Source organism: Brevundimonas sp. SGAir0440 (assembly GCF_005484585.1).
Classification (GTDB): domain Bacteria; phylum Pseudomonadota; class Alphaproteobacteria; order Caulobacterales; family Caulobacteraceae; genus Brevundimonas.
Window position 1 is genome coordinate 1,995,759 of record NZ_CP039435.1, and the last position, 18,286, is coordinate 2,014,044.

Genomic DNA, 18,286 nt, shown 5'->3' on the forward strand with positions numbered 1-18,286 from the left:
TGATTACGACTGCGGCAAGGCTTCGATCACCACGAAGGCGAGCGCATAGGGATGTTCGTCGCTCAGCGTCAGGTGGATTTTCACCTCGTGTCCGGCTGGCGTCAGACGCGCCAGATGCTCAGCCGCATGGCCGGTCAGCGCCATCGTCGGCTGACCCGAACGCAGGTTCACCACCCCCATGTCGCGCCAATAGACATCGGCGCGCATCCCGGTGCCCAGGGCCTTGGCGCAGGCCTCCTTGGCGGCGAAGCGTTTGGCGTAGCTCCAGGCCGGGTCGGGCTTCCGGTCCGAGCGGGTGCGTTCCAACTCGGTGAAGCAGCGGGTCTTGAAGCGATCCCCAAACCGATCCAGCGACGCCTGGATGCGTCGGATGTCAGATAAATCTGCGCCCACGCCGATGATCATTTCGCCGCATCCATCGCCGCTCGCATCCGGCGGATCGCGCCGTCCAGGCCGATGAAGATCGAGTCGCCGATCAGGAAGTGGCCGATGTTCAGCTCACGGATTTCCGGGATTGCCAGCATGCGCGGAGCCGTGTCGTAATCCAGCCCGTGGCCTGCATGGACTTCCAGCCCTAGGATGTCGGCCTGGGCGGCGGCGGCGGCCAGGCGTTCGAACTCGACCTCCCGCTCTGCCGGGTCGGTCAGATGGCAGTAGCGGCCGGTGTGGAACTCGACCACCTGGGCGCCGACGGCGGCGGCGGCCCCGACCTGCACTTCGATCGGTTCGATGAAGAGCGAAACCCGGATGCCGGCGTCCGCAAGCGCCTTGACCACGGGCGCAATCCGTCCTTCGTGACCGGCGACCGCCAAACCGCCTTCGGTCGTGACCTCTTCGCGCCGCTCGGGCACCAGACAGGCGGCATGCGGCCGGTGGCGCAGAGCGATGGCCAGCATCTCGGCCGTCACCGCCATTTCCAGGTTCAGCGGCTTGCCGGCGCGAGCGCACAGGGCGCTCAACACATCGATGTCGGCGTCGGTGATGTGGCGGCGGTCTTCGCGCAGGTGGGCGGTGATGCCGTCGGCCCCAGCCGCCAGCGCCGCCTCGGCCGCGCGCGCCGGATCGGGATGCGTCCCTCCCCGCGCATTTCGCACCGTGGCGACGTGGTCGATGTTGACGCCCAGCCTGACTCGTTCGCGCATGGCTCTACTTCGACAATCTGCGGCTGCCAGGATCTTCCACCGGAAGCGCAGCCAACTCCGGAGGAAGGGTGTCGGCCGGATAGGCGGGCACGTCCAACGACGCCAGGGCGATCAGCGGCACACCCACATCCGCCTTGCCGCCCGAGCGATCGACGATACAGGCGGCGGCGATCACCTCGCCCCCGGCGGCCTGGATGGCGGCGATGCATTCGCGCGACGACAGGCCGGTCGTGACGATGTCCTCGACCATGACGACCTTCTCGCCGGGCTCGACCGAGAACCCGCGACGCAGTTTGAACGCACCGCCTTCGCGCTCGACATACATCGAACGGACTTTCAGGTGTTTGGCCGTCTCGTAACCGGGAATGATGCCGCCCACGGCAGGCGAGATGGCGACATCGACCGGGCCGACCGTGGCCGTGATCTTGTCCGCCAGCGCCTTGCATAGGCGCTCGCACCGCGCGCCGTCCATGAAGACCAGGTTTTTCTGCAGGAAGACCGGGCTGTGCAGACCCGACGACAGGACGAAATGGCCCTCGCGCAGGGCGCCGGCGTCGCGAAACTCGTTGAGGACGTCTTGAGTGTTCATGACAGGGTTCTAGACCCGGATCGCGCGCGGATGAACCCTGCGGCGACGCTTCATTCGATGTTTTCGTTCGGCCGCAGCCCGCGCGCGAGCAGTTCGGCCCAGACGCCCTCCGCGTCCTCGGCGAAACCGATCAGGTCCAGGTCGGAGGCCGCGATCATTCCATGTTCGACCAAGGCGTCGAAACCGATCACCGAGGTCCAGTAGGCCTTGTCCACCAGAACGACCGGAACCGGCGGCGCCTTCTTCGTCTGGCGCAGCGTCAGCATCTCGAACATCTCGTCGAAGGTGCCGAAGCCTCCGGGAAACACCACCAGCGCATTCGCGCGCATCGCCAGATGCATCTTCCGCATCGCGAAATAGTGGAAGCGGAATGTCAGTTCCGGGGTCGAATAGGCGTTCGGCTCCTGCTCATGCGGCAGGGTGATGTTGAAACCGACCGACGGCGCGCCCGCGTCCACGGCCCCGCGGTTGGCCGCTTCCATGATGCCCGGGCCGCCGCCGGTGGCGATGACATTATCGCGGGGCTCGCCGACGCGCCCTCGCAAGGCTCCGCCGCGCTCGGACGCCAGTCGACCAAAGGAGCGGGCCTCGTCATACCAACGATGACCTTCGCGGACGCGCGCGCTGCCGAAGACGACGATGGTCGAGCGCACGCCCCAGGCCCTCAACGCCTCCTCGGGCTTGGCGTATTCCATCAGAAACCGCACGCCGCGCATCGAATCGCCCAGCAGGAAGTCCTGATCCATCGCCGCCATGCGATAGGACGGAGAGGCCATCTGCGCCGCGTTCGGCTTTATCGAATCGCTCATTCGCCCCGCGCGCGCTCGACGGAATCGACCGACGGATTGGCCCTCAACGCCGCGATGATCATGGTAGCGTGCTTGGCGTCCTCGACCTCGACATCCACGTCCACGTCGAAGAAGTCCTGCTGACGGTGCGCCATCGACAGGTTGATGATGTTGCCGCCGGCCTCGCCGATCAAAGTGGTGACCTGACCCAGCACGCCCGGCGCATTGCGGATCGTCGCGCGAATCCGGGCGGCGGCGACCGCGTCCGTTTCGGCCTGAGGCGTCCATTGCAGGTCATGCCAGACCGAATCGTCATCGGCGAAGGCGGCCAGGGTCTGGCAATCAATGGTGTGGACGGTCAGGCCAGCTTCCGGCTCCAGAATGCCTACGATCCGGTCGCCCGGCACGGGCGTGCAGCATTGACCGAAATGAACCGACACGCCGGGCGTCAGCCCGCCGCCGCGCACGAACAGCCGCGCCTTCTCGCCCTCGATGCGCTGCTTCTCGGGCCCGGCCTTCAGTCGTCCCTTCAGCGCGGGGAACAGGATTTCGGCCGCCGTCGTCGGCGACAACCGCCCGCGACCCAGGCCTTCGAACAGATCGTCGTCGCTCGCGACCGCCAGCAGTTCCAGAACCGGCTTCAGCGACACGTCGGTCAGTGTCTTGTCGACCCGGCCCAAGGTCTGGTCCAGCGCGACGCGGCCCAGCTTGATGAACTCTTCGCGCTCGGAGGTGCGGATATGGCGGCGAATGGCCGAGCGCGCGCGGCCCGTGACCGTCAGGCTGCGCCAGTCGGCAGGCACTTCGCGCTTGGAGCCCCGAATGATCTCGACCACGTCGCCATTCTGGAGCGGCGTCCGCATGGGCTTCAACTCGCCATTGACCTTGACGCCGACGGCGGTGTCGCCGACCTCGGTGTGGACCGCATAGGCGAAATCCAGCGGCATTCCCCCGCGCGGCAGGGTCACCAGTTGGCCCTTCGGCGTGAAGACAAAGACCTGGTCCAGATACATTTCCAGCTTGGCGTGCTCGACCCAGTCCTCGCCGCCCTCGCCGTGCTCGATCACCTGAACCAGGTGGCGCAGGTTCTGAAGCGGGTCACGCCCGCCGCCCTGCTCCATCGCCTCGCGGTCGAAGCCGTAGGAATGGTTCTTGTAGCGCCAGTGGGCGGCGACCCCGTCCTCGGCGATCCGGTCCATGTCCTCGGTGCGGATCTGCATCTCGATCCGCAGCCCCCGGGGGCCGACGACGGTCGTGTGCAACGAGCGATAGTTGTTCGACTTAGGCGTCGAGATGAAATCCTTGAACCGCTCGGGCACCATCGGCCATTCGCGGTGGATCACACCCAGCGCGCGATAGCAGTCGTCCTCCGCCTCGACGATAACGCGGAAGCCGTAGATGTCGGACAGGGACGAAAAGCCGACCGACTTGCGCTGCAGTTTGCGCCAGATCGAATAGGGCGTCTTCTGCCGCCCATAGACATTGGCCTTCAGACCCGCCTCGGACAGGACGCGCTCGACCTCGCTCGCCACGCCGTCAATGGCGCGACCGTGTTCCAGCTTCAGCGCTTCCAGCCGCCGCTCGATGGCGGTCTTGGCCGTCGGGTTCAGATGGGTGAAGGCCAGTTCTTCCAGCTCGGACGCGATCGAGTGGATGCCGATCGACCGACCCAGGGGCGCATAGACTTCAAGCGTCTCGCGGCTGATCCGCTCGCGCTTCTCCGGCTTCACGAACTGGAGCGTGCGCATATTGTGAAGACGGTCGGCCAGCTTGACCAGCAGCACCCGCACGTCCCGGCTGATGGCCAGGATGAACTTGCGCAGGTTCTCGGCCTGGCGCGTGTGTTCGGCCTGAAGCTCCAGCCGCGACAGCTTGGTCACGCCCTCGACCAGGACCGCGACCTCTTCACCGAACATGCCGGCGATGTCATCGCGCGTTGCGGAAGTGTCCTCAACGACGTCGTGCAGCAGGGCGGTGACGATGGTGGCGGTGTCGAGCTTGTAGTCGGTAAGGATCCCCGCGACCTGGATCGGGTGGGCGAAATAGGGATCGCCCGAGGCGCGCAACTGCGAGCCGTGCATCTTCATCGCATAGACGTAGGCGCGGTTCAGAAGCGCTTCATCGGCGGTAGGGTCATAGGCCTTGACGGCCTCGATCAGCTCAAACTGACGCAGGATCGGCGCGCGCTTGGGCTGCGGCGCGGGATCGACAAGCGCCGTCTGGGGGTCGTTTTTGTTTGCAGCTTGGGGCGCCGGCGGAACCGTCTCGGTCCGCGCCGGCAAGATAGTGACGCCAGGGGCACCCTCGGGCGTCAGTACCGCTCCTCCTGACCGCCGTCGCGGTCGCTTTGCAGCGCGCGGATCAGTTCGGCTTCGGCCATGTTCATGTGCTGCGGCGAAGCCAGCAGGGCGACCGTTTCCGCCTCATCCTCGGCTTCCGTCCGCTCATCGACGCGTTGCAGCGTGGTGATGATGGTTTCGCGCAGTTCGTCCGGCACAACGGTGTCGTCAGCGATTTCGCGCAGGGCGACGACAGGGTTCTTGTCGTTGTCGCGGTCGATCGTCAGGGCGGCGCCGTTGGCGATGCTGCGGGCGCGGTGGCCAGCCATCAGCACCAGACCAAAGCGGTTCGGAACCTTCTCGATGCAGTCTTCGACGGTGACGCGGGCCATGAAATTCCTCGAACGCGGGGGAGAACCGCGTCAAATACAGATGAGGACGGCTTTTTGCAACGCCACAGGGGCGGAAGTTGGGCGTCAGCTCGGGTGGGCGTCGGCGCCGACGGAGGCGGAAGCGGCCAGATCGCTCGCGGACCCGCCATGCGGATGCGTCCAATTCGGCGCGATCTCGGCGATGGGGCCCATGACAAACCGCCGCTCGGCCGCGCGGGGATGGGGCAGGATCAACCCCTGCAGATCACCGCTTAATCGTCCGTAGGCGATCAGGTCCAGATCCAGCGTCCGCGGCGCATTGCGAACCGACCGCTCGCGGCCGAATGCGTCCTCGATCCGGCCGAGCGCCGCCATCAGGGCATGGGGATCGTGTTCTGTGCGGACGATGACCACGCCATTCAGAAAGGCTGGATCGTGCGGATCGGGCCAGGCCAGTGACGACCACCACGACGAGCGTGCGACGACATCAATCCCCTCGCTGCGAAAACGCGCGAGCGCCGCCTCCAGCGCTTCGGTGCAGGACGACCATGCCCCCTTGTCATTGCAGCCCAGGGCCACGATGACTGCATCATTCAGGTCGACCCCGTCATCGATTCCGACGGCGACCGCGCGATCCGATTTTTCATCTCCTTCGACGGCTTCGACCATGTTTCATCCCACCGACCGGCTGGCGATCTTCATTGACGGCTCGAACCTCTACTCCGCCGCCCGCGCCTTGCAGCACGACATGGACTTCCGGCGGATGCTGGACTGGTTCCGCGAGAGGTCCATCCTGACCCGCGCATACTACTATACGGCCGTGGTCGAGGGCGAAGAATTCTCGCCGGTGAAGCCGCTTGTGGACTGGCTCGACTACAACGGCTTTTCGGTCATCACCAAGCCGGTGAAGCGGTTCACGGACAACAGCGGCCACAGCCGGATCAAGGGCAATATGGACATCGAGATCGCGGTGGACATGCTGGAACTGGCGCCGCACATCAACCATGCGGTGCTGTTCTCCGGCGACGGCGACTTCCGGCGGGTGGTTCAGGCGGTCCAGGTCAGGGGCGTGCGGGTCACTGTCATCTCGACCCAGAAGACGCAGCCGCCGCATATCGCCGACGAACTGCGTCGTCAGGCCGACGACTTCCTGGACCTGAACGATCTGATGGCCGATTTCGGCCGCCCGAAGGCCGCCCAATGAACCTGACGCCCGAACCGCCCCGCGACTGCCCATTGTGCCCGCGCCTGGTCGCCTATCGTCAGGAGAATGCGCGCCAGAATCCAGACTGGTGGAACGGGCCGGCCGCCTCGTTCGGCGATCCGAACGCGCGTCTGCTGATCGCCGGCCTTGCGCCCGGCCGGACCGGCGCCAACCGGACAGGACGGCCCTTCACCGGCGATCACGCCGGCTGGCTGCTGTACGACACCCTGAAGAAGGCCGGCTTTGCGAATGGCCATTACGATCCCGACGGCGACGATGACCTGACGCTGACGGACTGCATGATCACCAATGCGGTCCGGTGCGCCCCGCCCGGCAACAAGCCTCTGCCGATCGAGGAGACGACCTGCCGTCCCTTCCTGATCGACAGGCTCAAGCTGTTGCCCAATCTGAAGGTGATCGTGACCCTGGGCGACGTCTCGCGCCGCAACATCCTGAAAGCGTTCGGACGGCCTGCGTCAGCGATGCCGGCGGGTCACGGCGCGCAGGGCGAAGCCGGCGGCTACGTCATTCTGAACAGCTATCACTGCTCTCGACTGAACACGAACACCGGTCGCCTGACGCCGCAGATGTTCGAGGACATCTTCGCGCGCGCACGAACCCTGATCGAGGCCTGAGCCTCAGCCCTTGTCGCGCATCAGGCGGGCCTTGTCGCGCTGCCAGTCGCGTTCGGCCGAGGCCTCGCGCTTGTCGTGCAGCTTCTTGCCCTTGGCCAACGCGATCTCCAGCTTCGCCTTGCCCGCATCGTTCAGATAGAGCTTCAGCGGAATGATGGTCTGGCCGTCGCGCTGGACCGCCCCCATCAGCTTGTCGATCTGCTTTCTGTGCAGCAGCAGCTTACGCGGTCGGCGCGGCTCGTGGTTGAAGCGGTTCGCCTGTTTGTACGGCGGGATGTCGGCGTTGATCAGCACAATCTCGCGCCCTTCGACGGACGCATAGCTTTCGGCGATATTGGCCCGGCCGTCACGCAGCGCCTTGATCTCGGTGCCCAGCAGCTGGATCCCGGCCTCGATATTGTCTTCCAGGAAATAGTCGAACCGCGCGCGGCGGTTTTCGGCGATGACCTTGGACTTCGATTGCGGCTTGGGCGCCATCAGACGACGCCCGCCGCCGCCATGGCGCGGTCGATGAACGGTTTGACCGCATCGGAGGTCGGCGACAGCGGAAGGCGCGCCTCCTCGTTGCACAAGCCAAGCTTGGCCAGAGCGTATTTGGTCGGCGCGGGCGAGTTGTCCAGGAACAGCGCCTTGCAAAGACTGATCAGCCGGTCCTGCCAGTCGCGAGCTGTCGCATAATCGCCGGCGGTCATCGCATTGTGCAAGGCGACCATGGCCTCCGGCGCGACATTGGACGCCACCGAGATCAGGCCGACTCCGCCATGGGCGTGGTAGCCGAGATAGCTGGGGTCGTCGCCCGAGATCAGGTCGAACTGACCATCGATGTTCGCGCGCATCCAGCTGACACGGCTCATGTCGCCCGTGGCGTCCTTGATGCCGACGATGTTCGGGTGGGCCGCCAGCCTCGCCACGGTCTCATTGGACAGATCGGACCCCGTCCGGCCCGGCACATTGTACAGCAGAATCGGCAGTTGAACCGCGTCGGCCACCGCTTCGAAATGCGCCGCCATGCCCGCCTGCGACGGGCGAATATAATAGGGCGTGACGATCAAAGCCCCGTCCGCGCCCACCGTCTTGGCGTGGCGGGTCAGGTCGATGGCTTCCTTGGTATAGGGCGATCCGGTGCCCGCAATGACGGCGACGCGCCCGGCCGTCAGACGCACGCACAGTTCGATGACGTGCTTGTGCTCATCCAGATCCATGCTGGCGCCCTCGCCCGTCGTGCCCATCGGAACGACGCCGTGGACCCCTGCGGCGATCTGACGCTCGAGCAGTTTGGCGAATGCGGCTTCGTCCACGTTTCCGTCACGAAGTGGTGTGATCAGGGCGGTGATCACGCCCTTGAACAAGGGGGCGTTCATGAGACTAAGCTGGCCTGCGTGGGGAGTGACGATGGACGAATGTTCATCGCCTTTGCAATGAGCGCGGGACGTTAGGTCGCCAGCGGCTCCGCCGCAACCGGGATTGAATGGGAACAGGACAGATCATGATCGCGACCAGTCTGGCGGCGGCCCTCGCCGTCCTTGCGCCGAACCCGCAGGACGCCCTGCCCACCCAGCCTGTGCCCTATGCCTCGGCGTCTTCGTCCGTGCCCGGCTATTCGGCGACTTATCAGGGCCGCGTCCTGAATGATCAGGACACGGCGCTGTTTCGTCAGGGGCTGGCGGCGGCCCGTGCGCGCGACGTGTTCGGCGCCCAGTCCGCCATGTCGCAGATCAGGGACGCCTCGGCTCGCAAGCTGGTCGAATGGGCGTTGATCGACACCTCGGGCGAGCAGCTGTCCTACTCGGACCTCGCGCGCGGTCAATCGGATCTGGCGGGATGGCCGCGCGGCGAATCAAGACGGGCCGCCGCCGAAAAGGTGCTGGACCGCTCCGGCATGGGCGCGGACGCGGCCTTGGCCCTGATGTCCGACGGCAAGCCGACGACGGTCGAGGGGGCCATCGCCTACGCCTCCGCGCTGCAGCAGCGCGGCCGCCAGGATGAGGCGCGCGCCCTGGTCCGCGACTGGTGGCGCACACGCTCCTTCGACGACTCGCCGCAGTCGCGTATCCTCAGCCAATGGGGCTCTTGGTTGACGCCCGCCGATCACGAGGCGCGGCTGAACATGCTGCTGCTCGGTCCGCACGGACCGGCGACGCGCAGCATGATCAATCTGGTCTCGCCGGATCGCGCCGCCATCGCCAACACGGTGATCACCCTTCGCTCGGCCTACAGCCCCGACGCCGTCATCGCCAATCTGACGCCGGCCCAGGCGGCCGATCCGGCGGTCGTGCTGGAGCGCGTGCGCCTTCTGCGTTCGCAAAATCGTCAGTCCGAAGGCTTTGCGCTGCTGGCCAATCTTCCGCCGGCGCCGGGCCACACGACCGGCGACAACACCCTGTGGAGCGAGCGCCGCAACTACTTCCTCGACGCCCTTCAGCAGGGCAACTGGCGCGCAGCCTATGACGCCATGAACGGTCACGGCTTCACCTCGGGCGACCGGATGGTGGACGCCGAGTTCTTCGCCGGCTGGGTCGCCCTGACCAAGCTGAACCAGCCCGAGGTCGCCGCCCGCCATTTCGAAGCCCTGCGCACGGCCTCGTCCACCCCGATCACCCAGGGCCGCGCCTACTATTGGCTGGGTCGGGCCGCCGAGGCTCGCGGCGAACGCGACGCCGCCCTCGCCTACTATCGCAACGGCGCCCAGCATTGGCAGACCTTCTACGGTCAGCTTGCGGCCGAGAAGGCGGGGATGACAACCCTTCAGCTGCCGGGCGAACCTGTGCCGTCACAGGCGGACATCTCCCGTTTCGAAGGCAATGAGATCGTACGAGCCACGCGCATCTTGGGCGAGACCGGCGAGATGAGCCTCCTTCGCGTCTTCGCCTATCAGCTCGACAATGACCTGCCGACCATCAACGACCTGGCCCTGCTGATGGACCTGTCGCGCGGCTATGGCGAGGGTTTCACCGCCATGATGGTGGGCCGCGCCGCCAGCCAGCGGGGCTTCGTCATGCCCGAGCGGATGTATCCGGTCCGCGTGCCGCCCCAGGTCGCCGGCGCCGCGCCGCTGGAATTCACCCAGGCGATCACACGCCAGGAATCCAGCTTCGATCCCCGCGCCCGCTCCGGCGCCGATGCGCGCGGCATGATGCAGTTTCTGCCGTCCACGGCCTCGGGCGTCGCCCGCCGTCTGGGCATGAGCTATTCCGCCGAGCAGTTGTGGGATCCCGACTACAACATGACCCTGGGCAGCTATCACCTGGGCGAACTGATGGCCGCGAATAACGGTTCCATGTTGCTGGCGACGGTTGGCTACAACGCCGGGCCGGCACGCCCCAGCCAGTGGATCGCCCGATGCGGCGACCCGCGCGGCGATGCGATCAAGACCATCGACTTCATCGAGTGCGCGCCCTTCACCGAGACGCGCAACTATATGATGCGGGTGATGGAGAACATGGCGGTCTACAAGGCCCGCCTGAACGGCGGCACAGCGCCGCTGACGCCGTCGGCCGACATTTCGCGCGGATCGGCGGCCGGCGCGCGGCCCTATATCGCCTACTGAGCCCGGCGGGCCGCCAGCAGCGGCCCGTTCGGCCCCTCGATCCACTCGCCGTCCAGCCCGAAGACCTCGCGCAGGACGGCGGGCGACAGGGCCTGGATCGGTGGGGCGTCAGCGACTACGCGTCCCCGATCCAGAACCACGACCCGATCCGCCACGGTCGCGGCCAGGGTCAGGTCGTGAAGACTGACCAGCACCCCTGCCCCATCGTCAGCACGCGCCCTCAGGCGCCCCAGCACCAGGCGCTGCGCATCCGGGTCCAGCCCCGCGATCGGCTCGTCGGCCAAAAGCAGCGGCGCATCGACGACAAGGGCGCGCGCCAGCAGAACCCGGGCACGCTCGCCGCCTGACATTTCAGCAACGCCCCGGTCCGCCAGATGACCGGCGCCGACTTCGTCCAGAGCGGCTCGCGCGCGCGCCAGCGCATCCGCGCCTGACAGAAACGGTGCGCCGAGCGCCGCCACCTCCACCGCTGGTAGGTTCCAGGCGATGCGCCGTTCCTGCGGCAAATAGGCGACGCGTTCCGCCCGCTGGCGATGGGACAGATCGACGATGTCCGCGCCGCCCAACCTGATTTGTCCGCCGGTCGTGGCCAAGAGGCCCGCAGCGGCGCGGATGGCGCTGCTCTTGCCCGCGCCGTTTGGTCCGCACAGGGCCACGACCTCGCCCGCCGCAACCGACACGCTCACCCCATCCAGCACGACGGCCTTGCCCAACCGCGCCTGAACCTTTGCTAGCGACAACAGGCTCACAGCCGCCACTCCCGCGCCGCGCGCCAAGCGATCAGGGCGAACAGGGGCGCGCCGATCAGGGCGGTGAACACGCCCAGCTTCAGTTCCTGATCCGTCGGCGTCAGTCGCGCCAACAGGTCCGCCAAGATCAGCATCAGCCCGCCCGCCAGCGCCGAGGGCGCCAGGATTCGCTTCGCATCACCCCGCACGGCCGCCCGCACCAGATGCGGCGCGGCTAGGCCCACGAACCCGATCACGCCCGCCACTGCCACCGCCGCCCCCGTGGCCAAGGCCGCCGCGATCAGGGCGAAGGCCCTCAACCGTCCCATATTCAGTCCGGACGCCGCCGCCCCCTCGTCGCCCAGGGTCAGCATCCGCAGACCGGCGCCCGACAGGGCAGCGAAGACGCCCGAGACGATGACGGTCGGCGTCACCCAGGCCACATCGACCCAGCTTCGGTTCTGCACCGATCCCAGCAGCCAGGACATGACCTCGGCCGAGGCGATGGGCGACGGTGACAGGTTGAAGATCAAGGCCGTCGCCGCGCCTGCGAAACTGGACAGAGCCACCCCGAACAGGATCAGGGCCTCAGGCGCCCGCATGGCCCTGGACGCCACGATCAACAGTCCGCCCGCCAGGGCCGCGCCCGCCAGGGCCGACACCTCGACCAGTCCCGGCACGGCCGCAGCGCCAAGGACGATCGCCAGCGCCGCGCCCAGGGCCGCCGTCGCCGACACGCCCAACACGCCGGGATCAGCCAGCGGATTGCGCAACAGCCCCTGCATCACCGCCCCTGCCAAACCCAGGGCCGCGCCGACGATCAGGGCGCAGACGGCGCGCGGCGCCCGCACCTGCCACAGCACCTCGGCCGGACCGGATGTCGGATCGCTGAAGGCCGCCGCATACTGATCGACGCTGAACGCCGTCTCGCCGGCCAACACCGCCAGAGCCAGCGCCGCGACGATGAAACCGGTCAGGATCAGGCACAGCCGAACCGTTCTGTTCACGGCCGCCCCTTGGCCATCATCTCAACCGCGTCGGCTGCGAACCAGGCCGGGCAGGTCAAGGTCGCGGCGGGCAGGCGCGCCGCCGTTCGACCCTCGGCCGCTCGCGCGACAACCGGATGCCGCCCCGGTCCGCGCAGGTCGGCGCGCAGCTGATCGAAGAAGCCGAGCACAAATCGCACCGGAGGATTCATCGCGATCCGCTCGACGCTGAGAGCGCCAAAACCGGGCGCGGCTGTGAGATTGCGAAATCCGGCCGCCCGCATCATTGCATCGATCAGCGTGCTTGGCCCCGCGGTGAAGCCCCCCGATGTCAGATACACGGCCCCCGGCGCCTCAGCCGTGCGCTTCACCGGCGCCGCCTTCGTCAGCTTGGCGTCCATCCGTTGCTCTAACGCCTGCCCGCGCTGAATTTGATCCAGATCGCGCGCGACGGTTTGGATGTTCCGGCGCACGCCCTCTAGGTTGACCGCGTCATCGATCGTGGCCACCTTGACCCCGCGCTGCGCCAGCGCTGCCAGCAGGCGCGGTTCGCCGCCCCAATAGCGCACCACGACGTCAGGCTGAAAACCCACGGCGGCCTCAAGCGTCGGACGCAAACGCTTGTGACCGACCGCCTGCTGACGCAGCCAGGCGTCAGGATCGTCGGCGCGCGGCGATAGTGCGATGTCCGCATCCGGCGCTAGAGCCAGTACATATTGGTCGGCGCACTGGTCCAGCGCCATGATCCGCAAGGGTCTGGCCTGAGCCGCGCTGCTGCTGAAAGCCAAAGCCGCCAAGGCGACGCAGATACGCTTCATCCTTCGATCAGACCGGCGAACAGGGCGTCCAGTGTCGTGCGAACCAGCGCCTGCCGGTCGGACCAAGGAAAATAGGGCTTGGTGATCATCAGAGACACGATCCCATGCGCCGCAGCCCAGATCGCCTGGGCGATCGTGGCGGAATCGCCCTTCATGCGGCCGGCCGTCACGGCATCCCCGACGGTCGCTTCCAATGTCGTGAACAGGCTGGAGCCGAGCTCGCGCGCCGCGTCCTGGGCGCCCTCTCGCGCCTCGACCGGCCGGGTCAGATAGATCAGGCGATAGGCGTTGGGATGAGCGAAACCGAAGTCGATATACCCTTCGATCATCCGCCGCAGCCGCTGCTCAGGCGGCGCGGCCTCATCGGCGACGGCGGCGTTTGATGCGATCAACCGGGCGAAGGCGTCACGGCAGATTTCCTGCAGGATCGCGCCCTTGTCCGGGAAATGCATATAGAGTGCCGTCGACGACAGCCCGACCTCGTCCGCGATCTTGCGAATCGTCGCGCCTTCGTAGCCGTGCTCGACGAAGATGCGCTCGGCCGCCGCCAGGATTTCGCCCCGCCGCGAATGGCCTTCGCCCTTGGGCTTTCGGGTCGTGCGCGAGGCGTTCGAGGGTTCAGACAATCCACTGCTCCGGGTGAGGCGCCCTGAATAGCGACAATCCGTCCCAGACGCCAACTGACTTGCAGAACACGGTTGTTTCAAATAGCCATTATGGGTTGTGGCGCTTTGGGGGCGGATGCGGTGAAGGATTGGGCGCATCCAGGGATCAGGCCCCGCCGAAATGGCGCCTCACGACGCTCGCCGAGCGGTTTTCAGGTCACGATCTTGACCCTGCTTATCCTGAGCTCCGTCGTGGCGCTGATCCGCTGGCCGGAAACCGCTTTCGACGTCGCCTTGGTGTTGTTCCAAGCCGCCTTCGTCGTGTGCGCGCTGTGGAAGACCGTCATCGGCATCGCCAGCCTGCGACGCCCCGCCCCTGTCCCGCGTCCGATCGAATGGCCGCACTACACCATTCTGGCGGCGCTTTACGATGAGGCGGCGGTGACGCCGCAACTGATCGCCAACCTCAGCCGGATCGACTATCCGGCGCACAGATTGGAGGCCTTCATCGTGTTGGAGGCGCATGATGAGGCCACCCTGGCCGCAGCCCAGGCGACGCCAAAACCGCCGTGGCTGAAAATCCTGATCGCCCCTCCGGGCAGTCCTCAAACCAAGCCGCGCGCTTTGAACTACGCCTTGGGTCACGCTCGGGGCGATCTGGTCACCATCTATGACGCAGAGGATCGACCGCATCCGCAACAGCTCCGCCAGGCGGCGGCGCGCTTCGTCGCCCAGCCGCGATTGGGTTGTCTCCAGGCGCCGCTGCGTATCCGAGCATCTGGAAAGCCTGGCTCCCGGTTTCTGGATCGGCAGTTCGCCTTCGAATATGCGGCCCTGTTTGAAGTGACCCTGCCGGGCATGGCGCGGCTGGGTCTGCCCTTCCCCCTGGGCGGTACCAGCAATCATATCCGCATGACGGCGCTGCGTGGCGCCGGCGGTTGGGACGCGCACAATGTCACCGAGGACGCGGACCTGGGCTTCCGCCTGTGGTCGATGGGCTGGAAGCTCGGCGTCATCGACAGTCCGACGTGGGAGACGCCGCCGGGCGCAATGGACCGCTGGCTGCCCCAGCGCACTCGGTGGCTGAAAGGTTATATGCAGACTTGGGGCGTTCATACGCGGCGTCCAAAAGCCTTGGGCCGACGCGGAAGCTTGTCGCTGATCATGACCTTGGGCGCGGCGATCCTGTCGGCGGCCGCCCATGCCCCGACGCTGGCCTGGCTGGTTCTAGCCGTCGCCGTCTGGGCGCTTTCCGGCGTCTTGCCGCCCCTGCCCGGTGGCTCGCTGGGCGTGCTGGCGCTCGGAGTCATCGCCGCCTGGATGAGCTGTGCGGCCGGGGCGCGACGCGCCGGGCTCAATTACCAGCTGGGCGATGTGCTGGCTGCGCCGGCCTATTGGGCGCTCCTCAGCCTGGCCTTCGTCCATGCGGCCTGGCGGCTGGCGGTCGAACCGCACGTCTGGGACAAGACCCCGCACGATCGCGACGATCAGATGCCGGAATTGACCGTCGTGGCGCCGGACGCTGGACGCGAGGCGGCCTGAGCGCCTATCAGCCCGACGATGGCGCCCGTCCTTTCCAAAACTCCCGAAACCCTCGTGACCTCCGGCTGGTCCGACTATGCCCTGCTGGATAGCGGCGAAGGCAAGAAGCTGGAACGCTATGGCCGCTACACCGTCGTCCGACCCGAGCCGCAGTGTTTCTGGTCGCCCCGCGATCCAAAAGCCTTCGAAAACGCGACGGCGACGTTCGATCCGCAGCAGGAGGAGGAAGACAGCGGTCGCTGGCGGTTCGACAAGCACGGCCCCATCGACGCCTTCCCTTTGAAATGGCGCGATGTGAAATTCACCGGCCGTTTCACCCCGTTCCGCCACCTCGCCTTCTTCCCTGAACAGGCGGCCAACTGGGAATGGCTGGACGGGCGGGTGCGGGACTTCACAGGTTCGTCCGGCCGTGCGCCGAAGATCCTGAACCTGTTCGGCTATACCGGCGTCGCCAGTCTGGCCGCGGCCGCCGCAGGCGCAGAGGTTACCCACGTCGACGCCTCCAAGAAGTCGGTCGCCTACGCGCGCGAGAACGCCGAACAGTCGGGGCTGGCCCAGCACCCGATCCGGTGGATCGTCGAGGACGCTCGCAAATACGTCGCCCGCGAAGTTCGTCGCGGATCGAAATACGACGGGATCATCCTGGATCCCCCCAAATACGGGCGCGGCCCCACGGGGGAAGTCTGGCGCCTGTTCGAGGACATGCCGGGTCTGCTCAAGGACTGCGCCGCCCTGCTGGCAGACGATGCCGACTTCCTGCTGCTGAACGCCTATGCGGCCCGTGTGTCCGGCCTGTCCCTGGCGCATCTGATGGTCGAAGCGACCCAGGATCGCGGCGGCCGCATCGACTGGGGCGAACTGGCCCTGTCCGAAGACGGCCCGAACGCCCGCGCCATCGGCCTGTCCTTCTTCGCGCGGTGGAGCCGATGAGCGCCCGAGACGAATATCGCGTCATCACCTCCTTGACCAACGACACGGTCAAGGGCGTCCGCGCCCTGCATATGCGTAAGGAACGCGACCTGACGGGGACCTTCCTGGCCGAGGGCCTGAAGTTCATCGGCGAGGCGCTGGACCAGGGGCGCGCGCCCCGCATGCTACTGGTCGGTGAGGACGCCCGGCCTCATCCGCTGCTTGACCGCGCCAAGGCGGCCACGCTCAAGGCCGGCGGCGAAGTCATCGTCGTCACCCACGCCATCCTCGAGAAGATTAGCCGCCGCGACAATCCACAGACCGTGCTCGGCGTGTTCGAACAGGCCTATGCGCCTCTCGACAGCCTGAACCCCGCCTCGGCGCCCTGCTGGGTCGCGCTGGAGCAGGTGCGCGATCCCGGCAATCTGGGCACCATCATCCGCACGGCGGACGCGGCCGGTTGCGGCGGGGTCATCCTGATCGGCGATTGCGTCGATCCCTATTCTGTCGAGGCCGTGCGCGCGACCATGGGCTCGGTCTTCGCCGTCTCGATCACCAAGGCGACGCCCGAGGCTTTCCTGATCTGGCGCAAGACCTGGCCCGGCAGCGTCGTCGGCACCCGACTGGACGCCAAGGTCAGTCACCGCTCGGCCGTCATGCAACGGCCGTCGCTGATCCTGATGGGCAATGAACAGGCGGGCCTGACCGACGGTCTGGCCGCCGCCTGCGACGTCAACGTCAAGATCCCGATGCGCGGCCGAGCCGACAGCCTGAACCTGGCCATCGCCACCGGCATCATGGTCTATGCCGCGACGGAGGAAGCCTAGAGCTTTTCCTCCGGCGCCACGCGGCTCATGCCCCACAGGGCGGCGATGGTGACCAAGGCCGAGATCGCCAGATAGCCGCCGACGGCCCCCGGCCCGAACCGCTCGGCCAGCTTCAGCGCGATGTAGGGCGCAAGCGATGCGCCCAGGATGCCCGCCAGATTGAAGGCCATCGACGCGCCGGTGTAGCGCACCGCTGTCGGGAACGGCCGCGCCATGGCCGCGCCGATGGGGCCATAGGTGCAGCCCATCAGGGCGAACCCCAGCGCAAAGAAGATCAGCAGGCCGCTGAGACCGCCCCCGAACAGCGGTGCGAACAGAAAGCCGAACAGGCCGATCCCGACCGAAGAGGCGATCAGCACCCTGACCTGCCCGTATCGATCCGCCAGCAAGGCTGTCACCGGTATGAAGGCGGCGAAGAACAGCACGCCGATCAACTGTATGGGCAGCACGTCGGCCCGCGCCAGGCCCATACCTGTCGTCGCCCAGCCCAGGGCAAAGACGGTCATCAGATAGAACAGGGTGAAGGTCGTCACGCCGCTGAACGTCCCCAGCACCAGCGCCGCCTTGTGATGGGCGAACAGGGTCATGGCGGGCGCCTTCACGCGCTCGTCGCGGTCGACCGCCTTCTGGAATTCGGGCGTCTCGGTGATCTTCAGTCGCACCCACAGGCCGACAAACACCAGCACGGCGCTGGCCAGGAACGGAATGCGCCAGCCCCAGCCCTCGAACGCGGTCTCGCTCATCGTCGAGGTCAGGACGATGAAGGATGTGGTGGACAGGATGAAGCCGACGGGCGCGCCCAGTTGGGGGAACATGCCGAACCAGGCCTTCTTTCCGGGCGGCGCATTCTCTGTCGCCAGCAACACCGCCCCGCCCCACTCGCCGCCCAGACCCAGCCCTTGACCGAACCGGCACAGGGCCAGCAGCAAGGGCGCCACTAGGCCGACCTGCTGGTGCGTCGGCAACAGACCGATGGCGACCGTCGACAGACCCATCGTCATCAGGGCCGCGACCAGCGTCGCCTTGCGTCCCACCCGGTCCCCAAAATGCCCGAACGCCAGAGCGCCGATGGGCCGCGCGAAGAAGGCGATGGAGAAGGTGGCGAACGAGGACAGCAGCGCCGTCCCCGGATCTTCGCCGGGGAAGAACAGCGTCGGGAACACCAGGACGGCCGCCGTGGCGTAGATATAGAAGTCGAAGAACTCGATCGTCGTGCCGATCAGGCTGGCGAACAGCACGCGGCCGGTGGAGTTCTTCGGCAGGACGTCGGACATCTTCTTCTCTCGGTTATCCCAGCGATGCCCGTTTCCTTCCCG

Annotated in this window: 20 protein-coding genes; 6 read left to right on the top strand and 14 right to left on the bottom strand. The window is 66.8% G+C overall.

Going from position 1 to position 18,286, the window contains the following annotated elements; translation table 11 throughout:
• Positions 1-3: 3 nt before the first annotated feature.
• The 7 genes from acpS to folK form a co-directional block, all read right to left on the bottom strand.
• Entirely contained in the window at positions 4-405 is a 402-nt protein-coding gene (acpS, locus tag E7T10_RS09845; protein WP_137721649.1) for a holo-ACP synthase, read from the bottom strand.
• On the bottom strand, positions 402-1,142 hold the full coding sequence (locus tag E7T10_RS09850; RefSeq protein ID WP_137721650.1) for a pyridoxine 5'-phosphate synthase: 741 nt from the start codon (positions 1,140-1,142) through the stop codon (positions 402-404). The genes acpS and E7T10_RS09850 overlap by 4 nt, the downstream gene beginning before the upstream one ends.
• A 4-nt stretch (positions 1,143-1,146) precedes the next feature.
• Complete coding sequence (gene pyrE / locus E7T10_RS09855; protein WP_137721651.1) at positions 1,147-1,731, bottom strand: orotate phosphoribosyltransferase; 585 nt, start codon at positions 1,729-1,731, stop codon at positions 1,147-1,149.
• Positions 1,732-1,781: 50 nt separating this feature from the next.
• Entirely contained in the window at positions 1,782-2,540 is a 759-nt protein-coding gene (locus tag E7T10_RS09860; RefSeq protein ID WP_137721652.1) for a TIGR00730 family Rossman fold protein, read from the bottom strand.
• Positions 2,537-4,606 carry a bifunctional (p)ppGpp synthetase/guanosine-3',5'-bis(diphosphate) 3'-pyrophosphohydrolase gene (locus tag E7T10_RS09865; protein ID WP_137722608.1) on the bottom strand — a complete coding sequence of 690 codons (2,070 nt, stop codon included), beginning with the start codon at positions 4,604-4,606 and terminating at the stop codon, positions 2,537-2,539. Before E7T10_RS09865 ends, E7T10_RS09860 begins: the two co-directional genes overlap by 4 nt.
• A 224-nt stretch (positions 4,607-4,830) precedes the next feature.
• Positions 4,831-5,190 (bottom strand): DNA-directed RNA polymerase subunit omega, encoded by a 360-nt coding sequence (rpoZ, locus tag E7T10_RS09870; RefSeq protein WP_017504892.1) that lies wholly within the window; start codon positions 5,188-5,190, stop codon positions 4,831-4,833.
• A gap of 84 nt (positions 5,191-5,274) precedes the next feature.
• A complete protein-coding gene (gene folK / locus E7T10_RS09875; protein WP_137721653.1) occupies positions 5,275-5,838 on the bottom strand; it encodes a 2-amino-4-hydroxy-6-hydroxymethyldihydropteridine diphosphokinase in 564 nt (187 codons plus the stop codon).
• On the opposite strand from folK, the gene E7T10_RS09880 reads away from it, so the two are divergent.
• Both E7T10_RS09880 and E7T10_RS09885 read left to right on the top strand, forming a co-directional pair.
• Positions 5,837-6,373: an NYN domain-containing protein gene (locus E7T10_RS09880; protein WP_137721654.1), complete on the top strand. Its 537-nt coding sequence runs from the start codon at positions 5,837-5,839 to the stop codon at positions 6,371-6,373. The two genes, folK and E7T10_RS09880, sit on opposite strands and share 2 nt — an antisense overlap.
• Positions 6,370-7,008 carry a uracil-DNA glycosylase gene (locus E7T10_RS09885; RefSeq protein ID WP_137721655.1) on the top strand — a complete coding sequence of 213 codons (639 nt, stop codon included), beginning with the start codon at positions 6,370-6,372 and terminating at the stop codon, positions 7,006-7,008. Before E7T10_RS09880 ends, E7T10_RS09885 begins: the two co-directional genes overlap by 4 nt.
• A 3-nt stretch (positions 7,009-7,011) precedes the next feature.
• Here E7T10_RS09885 and smpB read toward each other — a convergent pair whose 3' ends face one another.
• Positions 7,012-7,485 (bottom strand): SsrA-binding protein SmpB, encoded by a 474-nt coding sequence (smpB, locus tag E7T10_RS09890; protein ID WP_045810817.1) that lies wholly within the window; start codon positions 7,483-7,485, stop codon positions 7,012-7,014.
• A complete protein-coding gene (dapA, locus tag E7T10_RS09895) occupies positions 7,485-8,369 on the bottom strand; it encodes a 4-hydroxy-tetrahydrodipicolinate synthase (protein WP_137721656.1) in 885 nt (294 codons plus the stop codon). The genes smpB and dapA overlap by 1 nt, the downstream gene beginning before the upstream one ends.
• A gap of 125 nt (positions 8,370-8,494) precedes the next feature.
• Between dapA and E7T10_RS09900 the strand changes: the two genes are divergently transcribed.
• On the top strand, positions 8,495-10,555 hold the full coding sequence (locus tag E7T10_RS09900; RefSeq protein WP_210416078.1) for a lytic transglycosylase domain-containing protein: 2,061 nt from the start codon (positions 8,495-8,497) through the stop codon (positions 10,553-10,555).
• Here E7T10_RS09900 and E7T10_RS09905 read toward each other — a convergent pair.
• Genes E7T10_RS09905 through E7T10_RS09920 form a run of 4 tightly spaced genes read right to left on the bottom strand, consistent with a single transcriptional unit; the run spans position 10,549 to position 13,713 of the window.
• Entirely contained in the window at positions 10,549-11,304 is a 756-nt protein-coding gene (locus E7T10_RS09905) for an ABC transporter ATP-binding protein (RefSeq protein WP_168189919.1), read from the bottom strand. The two genes, E7T10_RS09900 and E7T10_RS09905, sit on opposite strands and share 7 nt — an antisense overlap.
• Positions 11,301-12,290, bottom strand: coding sequence for an iron ABC transporter permease (locus tag E7T10_RS09910; RefSeq protein WP_137721659.1), 990 nt, complete (start codon positions 12,288-12,290; stop codon positions 11,301-11,303). Before E7T10_RS09910 ends, E7T10_RS09905 begins: the two co-directional genes overlap by 4 nt.
• Positions 12,287-13,087 carry an ABC transporter substrate-binding protein gene (locus E7T10_RS09915; RefSeq protein WP_137721660.1) on the bottom strand — a complete coding sequence of 267 codons (801 nt, stop codon included), beginning with the start codon at positions 13,085-13,087 and terminating at the stop codon, positions 12,287-12,289. Before E7T10_RS09915 ends, E7T10_RS09910 begins: the two co-directional genes overlap by 4 nt.
• Positions 13,084-13,713: a TetR/AcrR family transcriptional regulator gene (locus tag E7T10_RS09920; RefSeq protein WP_137721661.1), complete on the bottom strand. Its 630-nt coding sequence runs from the start codon at positions 13,711-13,713 to the stop codon at positions 13,084-13,086. The genes E7T10_RS09915 and E7T10_RS09920 overlap by 4 nt, the downstream gene beginning before the upstream one ends.
• A gap of 204 nt (positions 13,714-13,917) precedes the next feature.
• Here E7T10_RS09920 and E7T10_RS09925 point away from each other — a divergent pair, with 204 nt between their 5' ends.
• The 3 genes from E7T10_RS09925 to E7T10_RS09935 are packed head-to-tail and all read left to right on the top strand — an operon-like array spanning position 13,918 to position 16,970.
• Positions 13,918-15,234: a glycosyltransferase family 2 protein gene (locus tag E7T10_RS09925; protein WP_137721662.1), complete on the top strand. Its 1,317-nt coding sequence runs from the start codon at positions 13,918-13,920 to the stop codon at positions 15,232-15,234.
• Positions 15,235-15,252: 18 nt separating this feature from the next.
• A complete protein-coding gene (locus tag E7T10_RS09930) occupies positions 15,253-16,164 on the top strand; it encodes a class I SAM-dependent methyltransferase (RefSeq protein WP_137721663.1) in 912 nt (303 codons plus the stop codon).
• Complete coding sequence (locus E7T10_RS09935) at positions 16,161-16,970, top strand: RNA methyltransferase (protein WP_137721664.1); 810 nt, start codon at positions 16,161-16,163, stop codon at positions 16,968-16,970. The genes E7T10_RS09930 and E7T10_RS09935 overlap by 4 nt, the downstream gene beginning before the upstream one ends.
• Here E7T10_RS09935 and E7T10_RS09940 read toward each other — a convergent pair.
• On the bottom strand, positions 16,967-18,244 hold the full coding sequence (locus E7T10_RS09940) for an MFS transporter (protein WP_137721665.1): 1,278 nt from the start codon (positions 18,242-18,244) through the stop codon (positions 16,967-16,969). The two genes, E7T10_RS09935 and E7T10_RS09940, sit on opposite strands and share 4 nt — an antisense overlap.
• Between the last annotated feature and the right edge of the window lie 42 nt (positions 18,245-18,286).

Bases quoted from the DNA above. Each gene is read 5' to 3' on its own strand.
- E7T10_RS09865 (WP_137722608.1), bottom strand. From the start codon at position 4,606: ATGAAGATGCACGGCTCGCAGTTGCGCGCCTCGGGCGATCCCTATTTC.
- folK (WP_137721653.1), bottom strand. From the start codon at position 5,838: ATGGTCGAAGCCGTCGAAGGAGATGAAAAATCGGATCGCGCGGTCGCC.
- E7T10_RS09940 (WP_137721665.1), bottom strand. From the start codon at position 18,244: ATGTCCGACGTCCTGCCGAAGAACTCCACCGGCCGCGTGCTGTTCGCC.
- E7T10_RS09880 (WP_137721654.1), top strand. From the start codon at position 5,837: ATGTTTCATCCCACCGACCGGCTGGCGATCTTCATTGACGGCTCGAAC.
- rpoZ (WP_017504892.1), bottom strand. From the start codon at position 5,190: ATGGCCCGCGTCACCGTCGAAGACTGCATCGAGAAGGTTCCGAACCGC.
- E7T10_RS09915 (WP_137721660.1), bottom strand. From the start codon at position 13,087: ATGAAGCGTATCTGCGTCGCCTTGGCGGCTTTGGCTTTCAGCAGCAGC.
- E7T10_RS09850 (WP_137721650.1), bottom strand. From the start codon at position 1,142: ATGCGCGAACGAGTCAGGCTGGGCGTCAACATCGACCACGTCGCCACG.
- E7T10_RS09935 (WP_137721664.1), top strand. From the start codon at position 16,161: ATGAGCGCCCGAGACGAATATCGCGTCATCACCTCCTTGACCAACGAC.
- pyrE (WP_137721651.1), bottom strand. From the start codon at position 1,731: ATGAACACTCAAGACGTCCTCAACGAGTTTCGCGACGCCGGCGCCCTG.
- E7T10_RS09885 (WP_137721655.1), top strand. From the start codon at position 6,370: ATGAACCTGACGCCCGAACCGCCCCGCGACTGCCCATTGTGCCCGCGC.
- dapA (WP_137721656.1), bottom strand. From the start codon at position 8,369: ATGAACGCCCCCTTGTTCAAGGGCGTGATCACCGCCCTGATCACACCA.
- E7T10_RS09860 (WP_137721652.1), bottom strand. From the start codon at position 2,540: ATGAGCGATTCGATAAAGCCGAACGCGGCGCAGATGGCCTCTCCGTCC.
- E7T10_RS09930 (WP_137721663.1), top strand. From the start codon at position 15,253: ATGGCGCCCGTCCTTTCCAAAACTCCCGAAACCCTCGTGACCTCCGGC.
- smpB (WP_045810817.1), bottom strand. From the start codon at position 7,485: ATGGCGCCCAAGCCGCAATCGAAGTCCAAGGTCATCGCCGAAAACCGC.
- acpS (WP_137721649.1), bottom strand. From the start codon at position 405: ATGATCATCGGCGTGGGCGCAGATTTATCTGACATCCGACGCATCCAG.
- E7T10_RS09900 (WP_210416078.1), top strand. From the start codon at position 8,495: ATGATCGCGACCAGTCTGGCGGCGGCCCTCGCCGTCCTTGCGCCGAAC.